Origin of the sequence: Leisingera sp., from assembly GCF_034669605.1 — a bacterium.
Classification (GTDB): domain Bacteria; phylum Pseudomonadota; class Alphaproteobacteria; order Rhodobacterales; family Rhodobacteraceae; genus Leisingera.
Map to the genome: position 1 here is coordinate 1 of NZ_JAXMOX010000348.1, position 2,559 is coordinate 2,559.

Sequence of the window (2,559 nt, forward strand, 5' to 3'; positions counted from 1 at the left end):
CTGACCGAGAGCCGGACCAACGGGCGGGGACGGGTTTGCTTGACCCGCTTTAACTTGCAACTTCATCGTACCGACGAGTTTCTTGGCCATCTGACCATTCTCCTTTCAACACCCTTGGGGCGCGCCCCGCGGGATCTTCGTTGCGTGGTCCGGGTTAGGCGCCGCGGCGCCCTTGCCTCCCACAGTGACCGACACCCTTGAGGCGCCGGGATGACGGGCCTAGGCCCGCCATACACTCAGATCTGCTTGTTGACCTGCGTGAATTCCAATTCGACCGGGGTTTCCCGGCCAAAGATCGAGACCGACACCTTGAGGCGCTGGTTGTCTTCGTCGACTTCCTCGATCATGCCGTCGAAGTCCTCGAACGGACCGTCGGCAACCTTGACCTTTTCGCCAATCTCGAAGTGGATCAGCGTGCGTGGCGCTTCTTCGCCTTCCTGCACACGACCCAGGATCGCCTGAACCTCGGCATCGCGCATCGGCATCGGGCGGCCCTGCGGGCCCAGGAAACCGGTGACGCGGTTGATCGAGTTGATCAGGTGGTAGCCCGCGTCGGACATTTCCATATGCACCAGCACATAGCCGGGCATGAAGCGACGCTCGGTTGTCACCTTCTTGCCGCGCCGGACCTCGATCACCTCTTCGGTGGGCACCAGCACTTCGTCAATCTGGTCTTCAAGTTCCTGCTCGGCCACGGATGCGCGGATCTGCTCGGCGATCTTCTTTTCGAAGTTCGACAGGACACTGACCGAATACCACCGTTTTGCCATCTGAACTCTGGTCCCTGTCTTGCCATGCGGGCTGTCCCGGCATGTAAATTCGTCAATCACACGGGGCCTCTGCCCCGCAACGTCTGAACAAAAAATCGGCGCGCAACTCGAATCGCCGCACGCCCCTTTTCAGGTCAGGTCTGCGCAATAGCCCGCGCAGACGCAGGTTTCAAGGGTGTAAACATAAATTCACCAATGCGGGCGATGCTCAGCCGAACATACCCAGAACCTGCTGCAGCCCGCCGCGGATCAGAATGTCGACAATCGCAAAGAAAACAGCTGTCAGCGCGGCAAGAATAAAAACCATCACCGTGGTCAGCATGACTTCGCGTTTGGTTGGCCAAACAACCTTGGCGACTTCGGTGCGGACCTGCTGGATGAACTGAAGCGGATTGGTAGTGGCCATGACATGTTTCCCTATTGGCGGATTTTGGGGATGTAACGGGTCCATCGTCTAGTTTCAAGACTACATCGCCTAGGGGCTAGACCTCGGTCTCGCGAAGCCGGTCAAACCGGCGAGCAAGCGCCTCATCATGACGCATGTCGGCGGCTGCCATCTCGCCAAAGTCTGGAAGGTAGAGACCATCCACTGTCCCTTCGGGGAATCGATCGAGCACCGCATCCCATTTCATCGCAAAGGCATCCAACCGCGCATGAAGTCGGGCGGCCCGTGCTGGTCTCCGCCCGGCGTACCAGCGCCCAAACGCCATTGCCCGCTGCCAGAAGCTGTCGTAGCCAAGGGCAAAAAAGACCCCCAGCGTGACAAAGATAGTACCGACAACCACGCCCAGCACCAACCAAGGCTGTAGGATTACAGTTAGCACAAGAAGGCTGAGTACAACCGCCCGCAGCGAGGGGCGTTTCTTGGGTAAGTTTAGTGCCAAAGGCTTGCGGGATTTGCACTGGGCCGTCTCCGGTGCCGACAAGTCTGGGAAAGTCCCCCGCCCCATGCGCCGCGGTTTGACCGCCGGCTCTTGTGACATTGCCATTGTAGCCTGAGCTGACCTCGGTTGTTCGCTCTCCTGCGCGTCCTGCATCAGATTGCGTATTGCAGAACGCGGTGCGGCGTCCAACTCGGGCGCTGTGGAGGTATCGGCCTTATCTATATGGGTGGTCATATCAGTCTCTCTACGCGGTTGCGAAAGAGTTACCGATCTATTGCGCCTCGGGCAGGGCGGAAAATGGACAGATCTGCGGCACCTTTCCGCTTTTCCCAACGCAAAACCGCCGCTGCATGTTATGCAGCGGCGGTTTTGAAAGATCATCGTAGAGAGATACTGATTATCAGGAACTTATTAGGTTTGGCGATGACCTACTCTCCCACGTCTTAAGACGCAGTACCATCGGCGCTACGGCACTTAACGGCTGGGTTCGGGATGGGACCAGGTGTTTTGCTCGCGCTATGATCACCAAACCAAATAAATTCCTGACGCGCTTTGCTCTGCAGAGCGACGGCGGGAGGCAGGGTATCCGTAGGATGCCCGTTCCCGCACCGTCTCCATTGGAACGCAAAGCGTGTTTTTGTCCAAGTCATGTACAACTGATTGTATGTGTATGCTTTTGATTGATAAGTTGAAGTCTTGCTTCTACTGGATCAAATCAAGCCTATCGAGCAATTAGTACCAGTCAACTGAACGTGTTACCACGCTTACATCTCTGGCCTATCGACGTGGTGGTCTACCACGGCTCTCAGGGATACCTTGTTTTGAGGGGGGCTTCCCGCTTAGATGCCTTCAGCGGTTATCCTGTCCGATCATAGCTACCCAGCACTGCTATTGGCATAACAACT

General features: G+C 56.9%; 3 protein-coding genes, 2 rRNA genes and 1 pseudogene. All 6 read right to left on the reverse strand.

The window, feature by feature from the left end; genetic code table 11:
• Nucleotides 1–90: pseudogene (locus VOI29_RS24005) on the reverse strand (50S ribosomal protein L11); the annotation flags it as partial.
• A gap of 146 nt (nt 91–236) precedes the next feature.
• On the reverse strand, nt 237–770 hold the full coding sequence (nusG, locus tag VOI29_RS24010; RefSeq protein WP_007118816.1) for a transcription termination/antitermination protein NusG: 534 nt from the start codon (nt 768–770) through the stop codon (nt 237–239).
• A 208-nt stretch (nt 771–978) separates the two neighbouring features.
• Entirely contained in the window at nt 979–1,176 is a 198-nt protein-coding gene (gene secE, locus VOI29_RS24015) for a preprotein translocase subunit SecE (protein WP_259984178.1), read from the reverse strand.
• A gap of 76 nt (nt 1,177–1,252) precedes the next feature.
• Nucleotides 1,253–1,888 carry a hypothetical protein gene (locus tag VOI29_RS24020; RefSeq protein WP_323784361.1) on the reverse strand — a complete coding sequence of 212 codons (636 nt, stop codon included), beginning with the start codon at nt 1,886–1,888 and terminating at the stop codon, nt 1,253–1,255.
• Between the two features lie 181 nt (nt 1,889–2,069).
• A 5S ribosomal RNA gene (gene rrf / locus VOI29_RS24025) occupies nt 2,070–2,184 on the reverse strand.
• Nucleotides 2,185–2,365: 181 nt separating this feature from the next.
• Nucleotides 2,366–2,559 (reverse strand): 23S ribosomal RNA (locus VOI29_RS24030); the annotation flags it as partial.